The organism is Larkinella insperata (assembly GCF_026248825.1).
Classification (GTDB): Bacteria; Bacteroidota; Bacteroidia; order Cytophagales; family Spirosomataceae; genus Larkinella; species Larkinella insperata.
In genome coordinates this window covers 1,940,983-1,960,053 of the sequence record NZ_CP110973.1, presented here as the reverse complement: position 1 = coordinate 1,960,053, position 19,071 = coordinate 1,940,983, and the positions used below count along the sequence as shown (strand labels likewise).

The window sequence follows — 19,071 nt, the reverse complement described above, 5'->3', positions numbered from 1 at the left end:
TCCTATTCATTCGATTTATTTAAGTTGGTATATCCATGCACTATCTGGTAAAATCCAATTGGCGGACGTGGCTGGTTGCCGGTATCGGTTGCCTGATTATGTGCGTGATCACACCCGCTCAGGCTCAACGGAAAGCCAGGGAGCAAAAGCCCAAAGAGGAAGGCGCCCGGGGCGTTGAAGAATCGTTGTTTACGGAGGGCATGAAGTTCATGATGATGGACGAACCCGCGAAAGCCGTTGCCCAATTCCAGAAAGTCATCCAGCTTCATCCCGAAAACCCGGCAGCCCACTACGCTGCGGCCTCGGCCTTGCTGAAACAGGGAAAAACCGAGGACGCCCTGCCGCTGGCGCAGAAAGCCGTTCAGCTCGACAAGGGAAGCAATAAATATTACGTACTCCAACTGGCCGAACTTTTCGTGAAACAGAAGCGCTACGCCGATGCGGAGAACCTGTATGAAGATCTGATCCGGAAAAGTCCCGAGAATATCGAATACGGCGTTGAACTGGCGGCTATCTACCTGTTCGACGAAAAACCGGACAAGGCCCTGGCTGTTTACGAACAGGTGGAAAAAGCCACCGGTATGAACGAGGAAATCGTCCGGCAGAAACAACGGATTTACCTGAAACAGAATAAAGTCGAAAAGGCCATTCTGGAAGCCGAAAAACTGGCTGCCTCCGAACCGGGCGAAACCGATTACCTGCTGGAAGGGGCCGAGTTGCTGATCGCCAACGACCGCAACGAGCAAGCTGTCGACTGGTTGCAGCGGGCCCTGAAAGTTAACTCCGATCTGCCGCAGGCCCACGTCATGCTGGCCGACCTCTACCGCAAGCAGGGCAATCTGGAGAAATGCAGTCAGGAGCTAGATAAAGTCTTTTCTAATCCGAATCTCGAAGCCAGCATCAAAGCACGGATTTTGTCGAGTTACATCGGCATGGTTGGTACTGATGAAAAAGCCAACCAAAGTGCTGTAAAACTCGCCCGGGAACTCGCTACGGCCCACCCACGGGATGCCCGCTCGCAGGCCATTTATGCCCAGTTACTGGCGCAGCAGGGAAAAAAAACCGAAGCCCGCGATTACTTCGTTAAAGCCGCCCGTCTGGACAAAGCCACCTATGAAATGTGGGGCGCCATTCTGCAACTTGACAGTGAACTCAACCAGATGGACAGCCTATTGGTGCATTCTGAACAGGCGCTGGAATTGTTTCCGAATCAGGGCGTGCTTTGGGCGTATAACGGGTCGGCCAATCACTTCAAAAAACGGTATAAAGAAGCCGTTGAAGCCTACGAAGAATGCCGTCGGCTGTCGGCCAGCAATGCTGAACTGATGAAGAGCATAACGGCCGGCCTGGGCGATGTATACAACAGCATGGGAGACCACCAGAAATCGGATGAAGCCTATGAGGAAGTCCTGAGACAGGACCCCGACAACGACCACGTGCTGAACAACTACAGCTACTTTTTATCCCTGCGAAAAGAGAAGCTGCCTCTGGCGCGGCAAATGTCGGAGCGGCTGGTCGAAAAAAATCAGGATAACGCTACGTATCTGGATACCCATGCCTGGGTTTTGTACGTCATGAAAGACTACGCCAAAGCCCGCGTTTACCTCGAAAAAGCCATTCAGTCGGACAAAAACGTTAGCGGTACCATTCTCGAACATTACGGCGATGTGCTATACCAGCTTGGTGAGCACGATAAAGCCGTTGAACAGTGGAAAAAAGCAAAATTAAAAGGCGAAACGACCGATCGGTTGGATAAAAAAATTGCCACCGGAAAGATTTATGAGTAAATACCTTGTTGGATTTTTGTGCGCTGTGATGCTGATAACATCAGGCGGGTGTCGTCGTCAGAAATTATTCCGCAACGCACCCCCTTCCCCTTCAGCGGATACCGTTTCGGTAGCGCCCAAAAGCCGGGTTGACAGCACTGCGACCGCATCACCGCTTCCTTCCATTGATCCCAATTCCACTGTCGAGCAGGTTGATTTCCACTATTTAACAGCTAAATCAAAGGTTTCCTTTAAAAGTAAGGAGCAGGATATCAACAACGCTAATGTTAGTTTGCGAATTGCCAAAGACAGCCTGATCTGGTTGTCCGTATCGGGCGTCGGTGTTGAAGTGGCCCGGGCGCTGATTACCCAAGACTCAGTTGTTATTATGGATCGCATTCACCGGGAATATTCCGTTTTCGATTACCCGTCGTTGAGCCAGCGTTTTAACTTTAATCTCGATTTTGGGCTTATTCAATCCCTTTTGATCGGGAATTTGCCGCTGCCCAAAGAACCCGCCCAACGGGTAAAAAACGAGAAAGATTTTTTGCTGCTGCGGCAACTTGAAGGCAAGGTGCTGATCGATAATTACATCGGTGAAGAAAACCGGAAGTTGAAAAAACTCCTGGTGGTTGAGCAGCCCACCAAGAACTCGCTGACGCTGGATTACGAAGACTTTACGGCGTTGAACAATTTTCTGTTTCCGTATACCAGTCTGGTTACCGTTGACTACAAATCCAAGAGCGACGGACAACCTTATCAGACCGTGCTGCGGATACGGCATAATAAAGTAGAGCTTACCGACAAAAATCCGGGTTTTCCGTTCACGGTTCCGTCGAAATTTCAACGGAGACCGTAACGAATCCGGTATTGCACAATGCGTATGAAGTACAGAGTGGTTTGGGCTATAGGTTGGAAAGTGTTTATTCTCGCGTTTGGCCTGTGCTGGCTGACCGTTGGGCGTGTAATGGCCCAGCAGCGCAACCGGCAGCAGTTGGAAAAGGAGAAAAAGCAGAACGTGGAGAAAGTGTCGCAGATTCGCGCGATCCTGCGCAAAACTTCCTCGCAGAAGCAGGCCACGCTGGGTCAGTTAAAAGCCCTGAACCAGGAAATTGCCGCCCAATCCAAGCAAATCAATCTGTTGACGGAAGACGTCAAGTTAATGAACTCCGAAATTCAGGAGCTACGCCGAAGTTCTAACCGGTTGCAGAAAGACCTGGAAAAACTCAAGAAAGAATACGGAGACATGCTTTATGCGGCCGACAAACGACGGCAGCAGGTCAACCCGCTGGGCTTCTTATTCTCCGCTGAAAGCTTTAATCAGCTCGTAGCACGGTATAAGTACCTCCAGCAGTACTCCGAAGCGCGGAAGGGGCAGGTGCGGCAGATGGAGAAGGTACGGCAGGAAATGTTGGCGAAGCAGCAGGATGTGGAGCGCAAAAAGAAACAGCAGCAGGGAACCCTGGTGGTACAGGTAAATGAATCGAAGCGGCTGGAAGGACTAAAAGATGAGAAAAACCGCGTCGCCGAAGAGCTGAGCGAAAAAGAGCAGGATCTGCGCACCGAACTGGCCGAAAGCCGTAAGGCCGTCAACCGACTGGAGGCAGCGATTACGGAAATGATTCGCCGGGAAATTCGGGAGCGGCAGGAACGCGAGCGACTGGCCCGGCTTGCCCGATTAAAAGCCGAGCGTGAACGTATTGCCCGTGAAAAAGCCGCAGCAGCTGCGGCCGCCAAAGCCGCCAGCACCAACGAACCGGAAGCGGGTAAAACCGAAACTGCCGAAGCCAAACCTGCGGAAGCCGCACCGGAAGCGGTTGAACGGGCCGCCCGCAAACCCGATGAGCGCCGGAATAACTTGCTGAACGAAGAAGAAGCGGCCCTGGCTTCTTCGTTTGCCGCATCCCGTAACCGATTGCCCTGGCCGGTAACCCGCGGTTTTATTTCGGACCACTACGGGGTCAGGCCCCACCCGGTCCTGAAAGGGGTAATGCAGGATAACCCGGGAATTGATATCCAAACCAATCCCGGCGAAGTGGTTCGGGCGGTTTACGACGGCGTGGTTCAGTATACCACGTACGTGACCGGGATGTATAACATTGTCGCCATTCAGCACGGTGACTACTATACGGTTTACGCCAAGCTAAAAAGCGTATCGGTGCAGGTGGGTCAGCGCGTTAAAGCCCGCGAAGTCATTGGGGTGGTTGCTACGGACAAAGACGGTGTGGCGGAGGTTCAGTTTCAGGTTTGGAAGAGCACCAGTCGAATGAACCCCGAATCCTGGTTGATCGATCGTTGATTTCAATAACGAGTAAATACCGGTTTTCAGAATCATTTTGCTCCTATCCGGGTTTTATAGCTTACAAGATCGCCGTAGATTGCCTGCCAATTCTGCTCACGATTGCTAAACGGTTTACTCAAGAGAATGTCTGTTCACAACCCCGATATTAAACGGATCACTACCCGCGTTATTCAGGAACTGAAAACCAAGGGCGAGAAAATTTCGGCACTAACCGCCTACGATTATTCGATGGCCCGTCTGGTTGATGCCGCCGGTGTGGAATTAATTCTGGTGGGCGACTCGGCCTCCAACGTGATGGCGGGTCACGAGACAACCCTGCCCATTACGCTCGATCAGATGATTTACCACGCAGCCTCGGTTGTTCGGGCCGTAAGAAGGGCGCTGGTGGTCGTCGACCTGCCTTTTGGTTCCTACCAGGGAAATTCTTCGGAAGCCCTGCGGTCGGCCATTCGGATCATGAAAGAATCGGGCGCACACGCTGTGAAGATGGAAGGCGGATTGGAAGTGAAAGAATCAATCATTCGCGTGTTAAGCGCGGGCGTTCCCGTGATGGGCCACCTCGGTTTAACGCCCCAATCGATTTACAAATTCGGTGGGTACGCCGTTCGGGCAAAGGAGGAAACCGAGGCACAGAAGCTACTGGAAGACGCCAAAATGCTCGAAGAGATCGGCTGTTTTTCGGTGGTTTTGGAAAAAATCCCGGCTGCATTGACCAAACAGGTATCCGAAAGTCTGACCATTCCCACTGTCGGGATTGGGGCGGGTCCGGATGCTGATGGACAGATTCTGGTGCTGCATGACCTGCTGGGCATTAACAAAGAATTTAAACCGCGCTTCCTGCGCCGTTATGCCGATCTGCACGGCGTTATTACCGGAGCCATCGGTCAGTATGTTGATGATGTGAAGGAGCGCGAATTTCCGAGCAAAGAGGAAGCTTACTAGCCAAACGGCATTCTGACCAGACTGCAGGGCTGGAAGCGGGCAAAAACCGTTCGATTACCATGAAACAGAAATATGTTGTTGTTTACGAAGATAACCACCTGATTGTTGTCAACAAGGAACCGGGTGTGCTGGTGCAGGGCGATAAAACCGGGGACGTCCCCCTGTTGGAGCTGGTTAAGAATTACATCAAGAAGAAATACGATAAACCCGGAGACGTGTTTCTGGGCACGGTGCATCGGCTGGACCGGCCCGTCAGCGGGTTAGTGGTATTTGCCCGAACCTCAAAGGCGCTGGAGCGGATGAACGAAGTTTTCCGGAAGCGGCAGGTTCAGAAAACGTACTGGGCTGTGGTTGGGCGTAAACCGCGGGAGGAAAAAGGACGATTGACGCATTTCCTGCTCAAGGATGAAGCAACGAATACCGTGAAAGCGTACGATTACGAGGTTCCCGGATCGCAGAAAGCGGAGTTGACGTACCGGCTGCTGGGGAAGGTGAACGATCATTATCTGCTGGAAGTAAATCCGATTACGGGCCGTCCCCATCAAATCCGGGTGCAACTGGCGAGCATGGGATGCCCAATCCGAGGGGATATCAAATACGGTTTTCCGCGGCCTAATCAGGACAGTAGCATCAATTTGCACGCCCGGCGACTCTATTTTATTCATCCCGTTAAAAAAGAGCCCGTAATCTGTAAGGCCGGCGTACCCAACAATTCGTTCTGGGAGGAATTCCTGACGCTTGACCCGGAAGATTACAAAGACAAAAATCTAGATTTCATTTACTGAACGAAGCCGGTGATGCACAATGGGTCATCGGCTGTTCCTTAGGAAATCAGTAAAGACGCGCAGAAACTGGGACGATGGAAGAGGGTCGTCAACGTGAAAAGCCCAATTTTAGCCAAGTTATTTAACCGAAGGGGCAACGTCGGATAAAAACTGATTAATAACACGTTCTGCCATTTGGAGTGCTCCCTGTACGGCCCCAAATAGCATGCACAGTGGCAGGATAATTGGAAAGAAAACTACCCAGTGCAAAATCATGTTCCATTTGACCTTCTTCATCTCAGTGTTAGGATAAAAGTGTGCCGCTTTTAACAAAAGTTTTGGAAATACAGCTAATTACATCCGGCATTTTGATAGCCTAAATCAGCGTATATATCCCCTTATATTCAAAGTTAGTCTTGAATTATTTCTATAACAAAGATTTAGAGAAAAAGATTGCTAAAATGAGCATCGGTCCACTAAATGCTTTTTCTTATGTCGTAGAAAAATAGTAATTTGTTCTTCTATTGAGAATTCAGATTATTAGATTAATACAAAATGTTGAATATTATTCAACTGTTACCGGATTCGATTGCCAACCAGATTGCGGCAGGGGAGGTGGTGCAACGGCCGGCATCGGTGGTCAAAGAATTGCTGGAAAACTCAGTTGATGCTCAAGCAAAAACTATTCAGGTCATTATTCGGGAAGCGGGTAAAACGCTGATCCAGATTATTGACGATGGCAATGGTATGTCCGAAACGGATGCCCGAATGAGTTTTGAACGGCACGCGACCTCCAAAATCCGTTCGTCGGATGATCTGTTCCGCATTCGAACGATGGGATTCCGGGGGGAAGCCCTGGCATCAATTGCGGCCGTGGCTCAGGTTGAACTTCGCACGCGCCGGTCCGACGCATCACGCACGGCCGACGAACTAGGCACGTTAATTCGCATCGAAGGCTCGGAAATCAAAACTCAGGAATCCGTTTCGTGCTTGCCAGGAACGAATATACTGGTAAAAAATTTGTTTTTCAACGTACCGGCCCGGCGTAATTTTTTGAAAACGAATTCGGTCGAAATGCGGCATATTCTGGACGAATTCCAGCGTATTGCCCTGGCGCATCCGGAAGTAGGCTTCTCGCTGTACCATAACGATTCGGAAATCTACAACCTGCAGGCTGGGAAGCTGAGTCGGCGAATTGTGGATCTATTCGGAAAACAATACCGTGAGCAACTGGCGTACTGTGAGGAGGAAACCCCCTATGTAAACGTGCGGGGCTACATCGGCAAGCCCGAATTCGCCCGTAAGACGCGGGGCGAACAGTTTTTCTTTGTCAACTCCCGGTTTGTTAAGCACAACTACCTGCACCACGCCGTGGTCGGAGCTTACGAAGGAATGATTCAGGATGGCAGCCACCCCTTTTACGTGCTGTTCATCGACATTGACCCGTCACACATTGATATCAATATTCACCCTACCAAAACAGAAATCAAGTTTGACGACGAGCGTTCGGTGTATGCCATCGTAATGGCCGCCGTCCGGAAAGCCGTCGGAGTTTATAATCTGACCCCTTCGCTCGACTTTGATTCGAACGTTAATTTTCTGCCGGTGACCCCGCCCCCCCGTCGTGCGTCAGAAGGAACTGTGGAAAGCGTAAAGTCGGAAGCTCCAGGCCGTTCGTCGCTACGGCCCATGAGCCCGGCCTGGTCAACGGAAGCATCGGAGAAGAAGCCAGCCGGTGGTTTGGATTTCCCCCGGAAGTCGGCCGCCAACTGGCAGGCCTTGTTTGAAGGCGTAAATCCGCAGGAAACAGCCCCCCCCGAACCGGCCGATTTATTCGAAAAACCGGCACCTGTGGAGCAACCAGCCGAGCCAGAGCAGGTAACGGTGGAAAGTCGGGTAAACAAAATAAAATCTCCGCTAGTTGCTCTGGAAGAGATTGGGTCCGTTTTTCAGATACACAACCGTTATTTACTGCTAGCTATTGCTGAAGGCCTTCTGTTGGTCGATCAGCGCAAAGCCTACGAGCGGGTTCTGTTTGATCAGTATCAGACTGCTTTGACCAAGCGCAACGGTGTTTCGCAGCAATTGTTGTTTCCGAAAACCGTGTCGGTAATGCCTGTTGATTATAATTTAGCGCTCGAACTCCGCGAAGACTTAACGAGCCTGGGCTTTCAGTTTGACGAAATTGGGCAGAATGCGTTCCTGATCCGGGGTGTACCGGCGCTCTCGGTTGGGGAGAACGAAGAAGAGCTTTTTGCGAATCTGCTGGCGCAGCTCCGCGAAGATACCGGAAGGCTCCGGCTGGAGCGTGCCGAAATACTGGCCCGTTCATTAGCCCGGCGATCGGCATCACGGCACCAGAAGCAACTGGCCGAGACGGAGCAGCGGGCGCTGGTCGAACAGTTGATGGCATCATCAAATCCATCTTATACGCCCAGCGGTGAACCGATCACGACAGTCTTGACGTTGGATAAATTAGCGGGATTATTTCGGTCCTAATATGGTTTTTATGGAAGAAAACGTTACAACTTTATGATGCTTACGCCGGTTGTCAGGACGATCCTGCTACTCAACATTGGTCTATATCTTATAACAGCTTCCGGAATCGATCTAATCGGTAGATTTGGGTTGTATTCGTTTCTTTCACCGGCCTTTGCGCCCCATCAGTTACTGACCCACATGTTTTTGCATGCGGGTTTTGCGCATATTTTCAGCAACATGCTGGGCTTGTTTTTCTTTGGCCCAATGCTTGAACGGGTTTGGGGAAACAAGCGGTTTACGATTTTTTATTTAGTAACCGGTGTTGGAGCCGGATTATTATTCTCCGGTATAAACTATTTTGAAGCCAGCCAGTTACGAGATGCAGTGGTTGCCTTTCAAAGTAACCCATCTCCGGAATCACTGGAGTTTTTTCTGTCCGATCACGGGTTAGTATCGCAGTTTGATAACTTTTTGAAGGTATATGAAGAAAGCCCGTCGGATCCTGCGTATATACGGGGAGCCATCCAGCTGGTCAATGCCTATTACGAGCGGCAATTGGCCGTTCCCATGGTCGGAGCTTCAGGAGCAATCTTTGGAATTTTGATGGCATTTGGATTATTATTTCCAAATACCGAACTTTTCCTATTATTTCCGCCAATACCCATCAAGGCCAAGTACTTGGTGACGTTTTACGGCGCGTATGAATTATATTCCGGCATTCATCGGGCACAGTCCGACAATGTAGCGCATTTCGCCCATATTGGCGGTATGCTCTTTGCATTTATATTGGTAAAATATTGGGGGAAGCAACGAAATAATTTTTATTGAGTAATGAGTGGACTGTTAGATGACTTCCGGAATGAATTCAACAAGCCCAACAATACGTTGGTGCAGTTGATTCTGATTAATACCATTGTTTTTCTGCTGCTTCTGATTCTGAAAGTCGTTGTGATGCTGGCAGTTATTCCAGGAGTGTATGAAGCTGTAATTACCCAACTGCGGATACCGGCGTCACTTGGTGCTTTTATTACAAAGCCGTGGACGTTAATTACGTACTTCTTTACGCACGAAGACGTATTTCATATTCTGTTCAACATGCTGTTTCTGTACTGGTTCGGGCGACTGGTCGACGAGTATCTGGGCAACCGGCGGCTTGTGGCGCTGTACATGCTGGGCGGTATTACGGGTGGCTTAGCCTACATTGCGATTTATAACCTGCTGCCGTATTTTCACGGGCAGGTAGCCAGTGCAGAAATGCTGGGCGCTTCGGCGGCTGCTTTCGCAGTGGCGGTTGGGGCTTCTACGCTGCTGCCGAATTATACGTTTCATTTGCTGTTTTTTGGACCCGTGCGGATCAAATACATAGCGTTCTTTTACATTGTACTGTCATTGGCCCGCTCAATCGGTCCCAATGCCGGGGGCGAGCTTTCCCACCTGGGGGGCGCTCTGGTTGGCTTTCTGTTTATCAAAATGCTTCAGAACGGTACGGATCTGGGCCAACCGATCTACTGGATTATGGACGGCTGGCAGAGCCTGTTCCGGAAAAAACCACCGGTTAAAGTTTCGTACCGCCAGCGGAGTACCAGCGTGAGCACCGGATCGTACGTGGCTTCATCTTCGTCTTCGGGGGTTGCCATGCCGGATCAGGACGAAATCGACGCCATTCTGGATAAAATCTCTCGTTCCGGTTACGAAAGCCTGACCCGGGAGGAAAAACAGAAGTTGTTCCGGGCAAGTCAGCGGGGATAAGTACTGAATTGTATTTTTCTCGTCATGCACTTTTAAAAGTTTCCCCGGAATAAAACAGTTTTTGTTTGATAACTTTTAAAAAAGCGCGCTGAAACATCTTTTCAGCGCGCTTTTTCTTCTTCTGGGGTTCTGTTCAAATCATTTCCGCTGAATCTGAATCTTAACTGCAAAAGTTTGGTTTTTTTTGTACTTTTGCGCGGTATTTCTTTCATACATCTTCGTTGTGAAACAGTTTGTTAGCACGCGTAGTTTATGAAAAACAATTTACACCATTCTACATATTATGTTGATCACCCCCGGCACACTACTCGCCAAGATTGACACTCCTGACGACCTTCGTAATCTGGATCAAGCTGCACTTCCGCAGGTCTGCGCTGAACTCCGGCAATTTATTATTGATAACGTCTCGGTCTATGGCGGTCATTTTGGAGCGAGTTTGGGCGTTGTTGAATTGACAGTCGCCCTTCACTATGTTTTTAATACACCGGATGATCAACTGATCTGGGATGTGGGCCACCAGGCTTACGGCCATAAAATTCTGACCGGGCGTCGGGATGTATTTCATACCAACCGGTTTTACAAAGGCTTATCCGGCTTTCCAAAACGCAAGGAAAGTCCCTACGATTCGTTCGGCGTCGGGCACTCGTCAACGTCGATTTCGGCAGCGCTCGGAATGGCAGTTGCGTCGCAGCTCCAGAACAATCCGAAGCGGCATCACATCGCCGTGATCGGCGATGGAGCCATGACGGCCGGCCTGGCGTTTGAGGGCATGAACCACGCCGGAGCCACCGAAGCCGACCTGCTCATTATTCTGAACGATAACTGCATGTCGATCGACCCGAATGTGGGCGCGCTGCGGGAGTACCTGACGGATATTACGACCTCTCCGACCTACAACAAGGTAAAAGACGAAGTCTGGAACTTGCTAGGCAAGATGAGCAACTTCGGCAAGAGTGCACAGGAGATCGTCTCAAAGCTTGAGACGGGCCTGAAGGCGTCGCTGCTGAAGCAAAGTAACCTGTTTGAGTCGCTGCACCTGCGTTATTTTGGCCCGATTGACGGCCACGACATTGATCATCTGGTCAGTGTCATGAACGACCTGAAAGATATTCCCGGCCCCAAACTGCTGCACTGCCTCACGGTAAAAGGCAAAGGATACGGCCCCGCCGAAAAAGACCAGACCAAATGGCACGCGCCGGGCCTGTTTGACAAGGTAACGGGAGAAATTAAAAAGAAAGTATACGCCACTCCGCAACCGCCCAAATACCAGGATGTTTTCGGCCATACGCTGGTTGAACTGGCGGAGGTAAACGAAAAAATTGTGGGCGTCACACCGGCTATGCCGTCGGGTTCGTCGATGAACATCATGATGAAGGCCATTCCGGATCGTGCGTTTGACGTGGGCATCGCCGAACAACATGCCGTGACTTTTTCGGCGGGTATGGCAACGCAGGGACAGGTGGTTTTCTGCAACATCTACTCCACTTTCATGCAGCGGGCTTATGATCAGGTCATCCACGACGTCTGCATCCAGGAGCTGCCGGTTATTTTCTGCCTGGACCGGGCCGGTTTTGCCGGGGCCGACGGACCCACGCACCACGGGGCTTACGATCTGGCTTTTATGCGCTGTGTGCCGAACATGATTGTGGCCAGCCCGATGAACGAGCAGGAACTCCGCAACATGATGTTTACGGCTCAGTCGGATACAATTCAGAACGGAAAGCAGGCTTTTACCATCCGGTATCCGCGGGGGGAAGGCATGATGCCGAACTGGAAAACGCCACTGGAAGCCATTGAAGTGGGTAAAGGACGCAAAATCCGGGATGGAAAAGGAGTTGCCATCCTAACGATTGGCCACATCGGAAACTATGCCGTTAAAGCCTGCGAACTGCTCGAAAAAGAAAACATTCAGCCCGCTCACTACGACATGCGCTTTGTGAAGCCGCTCGATGAGGCCATGCTGCACGAAATTTTTCAGCGGTATGACAGTGTACTGACCGTTGAGGACGGTTGTTTGATGGGCGGCTTTGGTAGCGCGGTCATTGAATTCATGACCGATCACGGTTACATGGCCCGCGTGAAGCGGCTGGGCATTCCGGATGCGATCATTGAGCACGGCGAACAGATTGACCTTCACCGGGAATGTGGCTTTGACCCACAGGGTATTGCCGATTCCGTTCGGGAGCTGATTTATACCGGACGGACTGTGACGGTTTAATAACTTTACAGGAAGCGCGGTTTTATTCCATCTCTACCGACGACCCGGCCGCGATCCTGCCATGACAGATTGGTAAAAAATGCAGGTATTCAAATTCGGCGGAGCGTCGGTTAAAAACGCTCACGGCGTTCGTAATGTGGCTGGCATTATCCAGCAGCAAAATTCGAGTCAATTACTGGTCGTGATCTCGGCCATGGGCGAAACGACTAACGCCCTGGAGCAACTCACCTGGGCTTATTTGCGTCGGCAGGCCGACACCGATACCTTCTGGCAACGGATTCGGGCCAATCACGAACAGGTTATTCAGGAACTGGCGGACGGGGATACCTCGGCCTTTAGTCAGGTGTATGATTTATTCGCGGAAGTAGAATCCCTGCTGCAACGAGAGCCTGATCCTTATACAAGACCCGATCAGGTTTACGATCAGTTGGTATCGTACGGCGAGTTGCTATCGACCCGCATTGTTAATGCCTACCTGAACCAGATGGGTCTGGATTCTTACTGGGTTGACGCCCGGCGGCTGATTCGGACCGACGATAGTTTCCGGGAAGGCAAAGTCGACTGGAAGCAAACCTGCGAATACATTACGGATTCCCTGGCTGAGTTGCTGAACTCAAGCGTTGTCATCACTCAGGGATTTATTGGAAGCACCCGGGAGGGTTATACCACCACCCTGGGCCGGGATGGCTCGGATTATACGGCCGCTATTTTCGCGTACTGCCTGGAAGCCAGTAACGTAACAATCTGGAAAGATGTGCCCGGTGTTCTGAACGCCGACCCCAAGTGGTTCGACGAAACCGTCAAAATCGACCAGCTTACCTACCAGGATGCCATTGAGCTGGCCTATTATGGGGCCACGGTGATCCACCCGAAAACCATCAAACCGTTACAGAACAAACACATTCCGCTGTACGTCCGGTCGTTCCTGCAACCGCAGGACTACGGAACTGTCATCGGAAACTTTGAGCAGCGGCTGCCCATTTCATCTTTTATTTTCAAGATGAATCAGACGCTGATTTCCTTCCACCCCAAAGACTTCTCCTTCATCGCGGAAGAAAACCTGAGCAAGATTTTTGGTCAGTTTGCGGAATATGGGGTAAAAATTAATCTGATGCAGAATACCGCCATCAGCTTCTCCGTGGCCGTTGATAACCGTCCGGACCGATTGGCCCGTCTCTTAGCAGGATTACAGGAAGAATTCCGGATTAGCTACAACGAAGGGCTGGAACTGATCACCATCCGCCATTACGACGATAGAACCATTGAGCGGGTTTTGGTGAACAAAAAGTTGCTGGTTGAGCAAAAAAGCCGTTATACCGTACAACTGGTTGTCAAGGATCTCGGTACTCACGGACTTTGACCCATGAGTACCGGTCTGGCGAATTTAAAACTTCGGACAAGAGAGCTGTTTGCGGGACTTACGGTTTTTGGGTTTACCCGGCGGCCAGTTCTCGAAAGTGTACGACAACGAAATTTCGTGAGCGCCCCCACTACCCGGTCCGAGCGAAGAAATGGTAGCGTCGTAGCTATAGCCAATGGAGAAGGCGTCCTGTCGGAAACCGACCAGCGCAATCAGTGATTCACGGTTGGTGATGTTGGCTGCGTATTTTTTCAACGGCAGGCCCCGGTACCAAAGCCCAAAAACGACCGGGGAGTAGGTCATGTAAACGCCCAGGTCCAGCTGGTCGTACTTGCCCTGAAACCGGTAATTGATGGCGGGAGAGATGGTTTTCTCGCGGTCCCACTCGTCGCCCAGTCCCGTAAAACCGGCAAACGGAATCCGCAAACCAGCGTGAACGCTACCTTTGAGGGGCAACCGGCTATCGTCGCTCAGCACGAAAACGCCCTGGTTGGGACGGCTCAGGTGATGGGCCGCTACGCCAATCCAGTACCAGTCGGAATAAAGCAGTCCACCCGTGGAGAAATCGAGGTAGGCCACTTTCGGCGAACCGTTGGAAACCACAGGGTCCGTTGTCGGGTTACCCGTAAAGCCCCCGTTGTTGTATTGATCACCGAACGTCAGGCCAAACCAGTTGATCGACCGGTTCACGTAGGACGCCTGCAGCCCCAATCGAACAAACGTCTGCTCGGCTACCTGGAGCTGGTAGGAATACTGCAAGCCGATGTCTGTGGACCGGATGCGGCCCTGGCCCTGGTTGTCGTTTTGTAACATTAAGCCCACCCCACTGTTATAACGTTCGAAGAAGTGGTCGACACTAACCATCGAGGTGACGTAATTGGTTACGGCGGGCCACTGGTTGCGGTAATTAACCGAAACCCTGGGCGCCAGTGCCGACCCTGCAAAAGCCGGGTTCAGATACAGGGGAGCCGCGTAAAACTGCGAAAATTGCGGGTCCTGCGCCTGGGCCATTCCAGCAGTCAGCAAGCCAACAAAGAGAAAAATGTAACGTTTTAACATAACGGTATCTGTAGGGCAAACCACCTGCCAATTGTGTTCCGATAAAATACTAAAACATAAACGATTTTTTGGCGTAAAATTGCACTCGACGGGTAAGATAAAGGTAGTAGCAATTGATGGAAATGCCTATAAAATTTTTATAGCTGCCATTTCGTTTACAACGTACTGCCCACTTTAAGTGTCCTATACACAAAATATACACAAGAACACCAGGGCTAGTAACTTACTTGATCTATTAGCAGCGAATGACAACCTATACAGGAATGGTACGACGGTTGGGGTGGATGCTTCTGTGTTGGGGGCTGTTCGCCGGTATAGCCTATGCGCAGACCTCGCCGTCAAAAGATATTAAAATAAGCGGTAAGCTTTGTGCCGCCGATTCGACCTGCCAGGCCGGTGTGATGTTCCAGGACACCCGGTCGAACGTCCGCTCCCGCACCTGGAATTTTGGTGATTCCGCTTCCAGTACGGATACTTCTTCGGCAATTAATCCCAAATATTCTTATCAAAACCCGGGCACCTATACCATTACGTTAACCCGACGGTTGCAGAATGGTTCGAGTGAAACCACCGATACAACGGTTACCATCGGCGTACCGCCCGCGGAGTTTCAGAACTGGCGGACGGATACGATGCTGTGTAACGGCCAGAAAATTACGCTTGACCCGTACCCAAACGGAGCGCCCGCCGGTGCCAGCTACCTCTGGTATCCGAAAGGCGATACAACCCGGACCATTCAGGTGGATAGTGCGGGGTGTTACTCAGTGGAGGTCTGGATCGGTACGCAGGCCAACAAGCAGCAAGTCTGTACCATCGAAAACCGGATAAACGTGCAGGTCTGCGGGCAGCGGCCCCAGCAACAAGGCGCCAAGTGGTATTTCGGGAACAACGCCGGTATTGATTTTTCGGGTGGTAGCCCGAGCCCGCTGGACGATGGCAAACTGAACACCATTGAAGGAACCTCGTCGATTTCCAACACGAAGGGCCAACTGCTTTTCTACACGGGCGGCATTACCATTTATGATAAGAACGGTAATCCGATGAAGCCGCTCAACCCGGCGGATACGGCCCAGTTGCAGGGTAGCCAGAACTCCACGCAGTCGGCGCTGATTGTTCCGCAACCGACCTGCCGGGGCTGCGAATACCTCTACCGGGTATACACAACCTCCGAAATCAGTGGCAAGAAAACCATGACCGTCAGCACGGTCGATATGCGCTATAACCAGGGAACCGGCGCCATCATCGAGAAAAACGTTGTGGTAGATACCCTGACGACCGAACGGCTGGCGTCCGTCCGCAACGACCGGGATACCACGTACTGGGTTATTTCGCACGATTACGGCAACAATAAATTTCAGATTTACCACGTCACGCGGGCGGGCATCGAAGGGCCACAGGAATACGCGCTCGGGATGGACCACGACACCACGACCAAAGGAGAGGGATACATGAAGATTGGTCCGGCGGATACAACCGGCAACGGAAACCGCCCGATTGCGGTGGTGGTCCCCGGCCCGCCGACCAACTACGTCGAAGTTTTTACGTTCAACGATTCAACCGGAGTCATGACCGGCGGGCCGCGAATCAACCTCGGCCCGGCACCACCCAAAGCCTACGGGGTGGAGTTTTCGCCGGACGGTTCCAAGCTCTACGTTTCGTTACAGGGTGATTCGGCCAGTGCGTCCCAGCTTCTGATTTACGACCTGACCAACCCGGACCCTGCGGCCATCGAAGCCTCCAAGGCGGTGCTGGATAGTACCCGAAGCAGGCAATACGGGGCGCTTCAGATTGGTTCCGACGGGAAGATTTACGTGGCCATCAAAGACGGTAAAAGCCTGGGTGTCATCGAAAACCCGAATGATGAACTTCTGGCTCCCGCTACCTTCGACCCGAACGGCCTGAACCTGAACGGACCGACCAGCCAGTTGGGTCTGCCTAATATGGTGGCCAACTTCAACGAACCGTCCAGTTCACCCGGCTTCTCCTACGCGGACACCTGCGCCGGTTCGCCGACTCAGTTTACAGTAACGCCGATGTGTCCACCTCTAAAAGAAAGTTATGTATGGAATTGGGGGGATGGAAGCGCTCCTCTTAGTACAACGGCTACCCAAGCTACTCACACGTATAATGAACCGGGTACATACTCTGTTGTATTGCGTATTACAACTGTTCGTTCGGACGGTGAAATTTGTAAAGATACTCTGATTCCTCAAGATGTTACAATCATTCGAACGCCTGACCCCATCGAACTGGGACCGAATATTGATAGCTGTAAAAACACGCATACGCTGGATGCCAAAGTAGAAGCCAGTGTGTACATCTGGATTCGAAACGGGCGAGTCCTGCGAGGGCAAAATGAACGAACATTGACCGTAACGACCCCGGGCAGGTCGGGGTACAACGGCATTACGCCAGGAACGTTCGTGGTTATTGCGGCTAATGGCGGATGTTTTCAAAGCGATACCATCATTGTTTCGTTGCGAACGCCACCTGCTTTTACACTCGGCCCTGACACGACGGTTTGTCTGAACGGTGCCATTACCCTAACCGCCCGCGGCAATGCCTGGAACAGTTTCCAGTGGAGCAACGGTTCGACCGAACGGGAAACGACGGTTGCGCAGCCGGGCGATTATTCAGTGATTGTTCGGGATATTAATGGATGCGAAAATACGGACACCATTGCCGTCATTGCGTTACCCAAGCCGGTTGTAACGGCCGTCATGACGCCACCTACCGGCTGTACAACGGCCGATGGCAGCATTCGGGTCAACGTCGGGTCGGCCACCGTCCGGCGGTTTGAATGGAGTTTCGGCGGACAGCCACTCCCGGACACTACGGCCTTGTTGCAGGGCATTCGGGATGGCGATTACACCGTCCGGATCATCAGTGACGACGCCTGTACGCTGGATACAACCCTAACGCTGCGTTCCAATAATGGCATTGAAGTGCAGGCCAATCCAAGAACCGCCCTGTGCTCGGTGCCACAAAGCGGCTCAATTCAGCTAACGATTGTTCGAGGGCGGCCCACAGAATTCATCTGGCGGGATGCCAATGGCGCGGTCGTCGGCAACGGTTCGGGTCTGACGGGCGTCAACGGCGGGGTTTACAGCCTCGAAGCACGGGATACCGGGGGATGTCTCGATACATTGAACAACATTCGAATTCCGGTTGACACGACGGGCTACGTATCGCTGGGGCCAGACCGCGGCAAATGCGTTGGCGATACCGTTCAACTGGCCTCACTGGTGCAGGCGCCGGGAGATGTTTACCAATGGAATACTGGAGCGAATACCCCTTCAATCACCGTATCGACAGCCGGGCCCTATCGCCTGACGGTTCGCAATCCGCTGACCGGTTGCCAGGGTTCGGACGAAGTGGTGGTTAACTTCAATCCTAAACCGACCGTAGAAGCCGGAACAATACTGGAAGTCTGCGCCAATTCACCCGTCGTACAGCTTAGTGGGGCAACGCCGGTCGGCGGTTTCTGGACGGGGCCGGGCGTGGATAGCACTGGACGGTTTACGCCAGCCGATAGTCTGGCGGGGCCGAATCCCGTTGTCCTGACCTATACGGTATCGCAGCAGGGCTGCGCAGCTTCCGGCCGGAAGATTGTATTCGTACAGGCTCCGCCCACGGTTAGTTTAGGGCCCGACAGAACCCTGTGTCCGACGCCGGATCTGCGGCTGGAAGCAACGGGTTCACCGGGGGCTACGTACCAGTGGTCAACGGGGGCGACAACCTCGTTTATCCAGCCCACAACGTCAGGAACCTACTCAATTGTGGCCAAAGACGGCGTCTGTACGGTATCCGACGAAGTACAGCTGACCTTTTTACCGTTGCCCAATTTCAGTCTGACCAAGGAAGTTCCTTTCTGTGTGAGCGACGGTGGCCGGGCGACTCTCCAAGTAACGGGCGGTAGCGATCTGACTTACTTGTGGTTGCGCTCGGGCGATACCAATCCCCGCACGATTGTACTGGAGATTGGGGAGTACCCCGTCCGGGTAACGGGAACCAATGGGTGTTTCCGAATTGATACCGCCGTGGTGGTCGACCGCTGCGAACCCCGGGTGGTTATTCCTGACGCCTTCACGCCCAACGGCGACGGCAACAACGACCTGCTGGATGTGTTTACCTCCTACATCACCGACTTCGAGCTTCGAATCTTCAACCGATGGGGCGAGGTGATCTTTGTTTCGAACAATCCGGAGCAGAAATGGGATGGAAAATACCGGGGCCAAGCGTATCCGTCAATGGTGTATGCCTACGTCGTAAACTACAAAAGTTTGTATTATCCAGACCGGCCGAAAGTTGTAAAACGGGGGTCAATTATGCTGGTTCGATAGCGGTTTTGTGCGCATAAATTCGTATATTTGAATGAAATCAGCACTTGCCTAAATGGTTGAAAATCAAGCTTCCTTTAGGGTTTAAAC

Annotated in this window: 12 protein-coding genes; 11 read left to right on the top strand and 1 reads right to left on the bottom strand. The window is 51.8% G+C overall.

The window, feature by feature from the left end:
- Positions 1-35 precede the first annotated feature (35 nt).
- The 10 genes from OQ371_RS08005 (at position 36) to OQ371_RS07960 (ending at position 13,582) form a co-directional block, all read left to right on the top strand.
- On the top strand, positions 36-1,787 hold the full coding sequence (locus tag OQ371_RS08005; protein WP_265993265.1) for a tetratricopeptide repeat protein: 1,752 nt from the start codon (positions 36-38) through the stop codon (positions 1,785-1,787).
- Positions 1,780-2,625: a lipoprotein insertase outer membrane protein LolB1 gene (gene lolB1 / locus OQ371_RS08000; RefSeq protein WP_265993264.1), complete on the top strand. Its 846-nt coding sequence runs from the start codon at positions 1,780-1,782 to the stop codon at positions 2,623-2,625. Before OQ371_RS08005 ends, lolB1 begins: the two co-directional genes overlap by 8 nt.
- A gap of 24 nt (positions 2,626-2,649) precedes the next feature.
- The gene (locus OQ371_RS07995) at positions 2,650-4,065 is read left to right on the top strand and encodes a murein hydrolase activator EnvC family protein (RefSeq protein ID WP_310586624.1); all 1,416 of its coding nucleotides are present in this window, start codon (positions 2,650-2,652) and stop codon (positions 4,063-4,065) included.
- A 126-nt stretch (positions 4,066-4,191) separates the two neighbouring features.
- A complete protein-coding gene (gene panB / locus OQ371_RS07990; RefSeq protein ID WP_265993262.1) occupies positions 4,192-5,010 on the top strand; it encodes a 3-methyl-2-oxobutanoate hydroxymethyltransferase in 819 nt (272 codons plus the stop codon).
- A 59-nt stretch (positions 5,011-5,069) separates the two neighbouring features.
- Positions 5,070-5,795 carry an RluA family pseudouridine synthase gene (locus tag OQ371_RS07985; protein WP_265993261.1) on the top strand — a complete coding sequence of 242 codons (726 nt, stop codon included), beginning with the start codon at positions 5,070-5,072 and terminating at the stop codon, positions 5,793-5,795.
- Positions 5,796-6,329: 534 nt separating this feature from the next.
- Entirely contained in the window at positions 6,330-8,273 is a 1,944-nt protein-coding gene (gene mutL / locus OQ371_RS07980) for a DNA mismatch repair endonuclease MutL (protein ID WP_265993260.1), read from the top strand.
- Positions 8,274-8,309: 36 nt separating this feature from the next.
- Positions 8,310-9,083: a rhomboid family intramembrane serine protease gene (locus OQ371_RS07975; RefSeq protein WP_265994282.1), complete on the top strand. Its 774-nt coding sequence runs from the start codon at positions 8,310-8,312 to the stop codon at positions 9,081-9,083.
- Between the two features lie 3 nt (positions 9,084-9,086).
- Positions 9,087-10,004, top strand: coding sequence for a rhomboid family intramembrane serine protease (locus OQ371_RS07970; protein WP_265993259.1), 918 nt, complete (start codon positions 9,087-9,089; stop codon positions 10,002-10,004).
- Between the two features lie 283 nt (positions 10,005-10,287).
- Entirely contained in the window at positions 10,288-12,222 is a 1,935-nt protein-coding gene (dxs, locus tag OQ371_RS07965; protein WP_265993258.1) for a 1-deoxy-D-xylulose-5-phosphate synthase, read from the top strand.
- A gap of 79 nt (positions 12,223-12,301) precedes the next feature.
- A complete protein-coding gene (locus OQ371_RS07960) occupies positions 12,302-13,582 on the top strand; it encodes an aspartate kinase (protein WP_265993257.1) in 1,281 nt (426 codons plus the stop codon).
- Between the two features lie 24 nt (positions 13,583-13,606).
- Here the strand turns inward: OQ371_RS07960 and OQ371_RS07955 are convergent, their stop codons facing one another.
- Complete coding sequence (locus OQ371_RS07955; protein WP_265993256.1) at positions 13,607-14,641, bottom strand: PorP/SprF family type IX secretion system membrane protein; 1,035 nt, start codon at positions 14,639-14,641, stop codon at positions 13,607-13,609.
- A 245-nt stretch (positions 14,642-14,886) separates the two neighbouring features.
- Here OQ371_RS07955 and OQ371_RS07950 point away from each other — a divergent pair, with 245 nt between their 5' ends.
- Positions 14,887-18,984: a T9SS type B sorting domain-containing protein gene (locus OQ371_RS07950; RefSeq protein WP_265993255.1), complete on the top strand. Its 4,098-nt coding sequence runs from the start codon at positions 14,887-14,889 to the stop codon at positions 18,982-18,984.
- Positions 18,985-19,071: the final 87 nt, after the last annotated feature.